Raw genomic sequence first — 568 nt, forward strand, 5'->3', positions numbered from 1 at the left:
CGCATGAAGCGCACCATGTCCGGAAGTGACGCGTCGTTGTCCGAATCGGCGAACGGATAGCGCCCGCCGAACGCACGATTCCAGTCAGCCAGAATTGAGGTACGCCAGATCTCGTTCAGGCTCGACGACGCCGGCTGCACCACCACCTGCCACGTTTGTTCCAGCGGCGCTTCGAAGAGCCGCCCGAATCCCGACCATTGCTCGCCAAGACTCGCGGCGAGACGGCTCGCGTAGTCGCGGCTGTCGGCGATGTCCGAAGTCTTGCCTTGCAATACCGCTTGCGCGGCCGTGCGCGACATCGCATCGGGGTCGGCGCTCTGCATCATCTGCTGGGTCTTCAGACGCATCGCCGTGACGCGCTCCAGATAGCGCGGCAGGCTCAGTTCGCCCAATGCGGCGGTTTGCGCAGGCGTCTTGGCATTCGCAGGCGCGGCGAGATCGGCGCCAGTCAAACGCAGGATCGGAGCAAATGCTGTGGCGAGGGGTGCGAGTTGCGGCTGTGTTTGCTTCGACGGATCCTTCTCGTCCTTGCCCGCCCACTGTTGCGCCTTCGCGATCAGATTGTCCG

1 pseudogene is annotated in these 568 nt (G+C 64.1%); it reads right to left on the minus strand.

The annotated features are described in order from the left end of the window. A pseudogene (locus AWB82_RS36760) lies at positions 1-568 on the minus strand (ImcF-related family protein); the annotation flags it as partial.

It is taken from the genome of Caballeronia glebae (assembly GCF_001545035.1).
GTDB classification, from domain to species: domain Bacteria; phylum Pseudomonadota; class Gammaproteobacteria; order Burkholderiales; family Burkholderiaceae; genus Caballeronia; species Caballeronia glebae.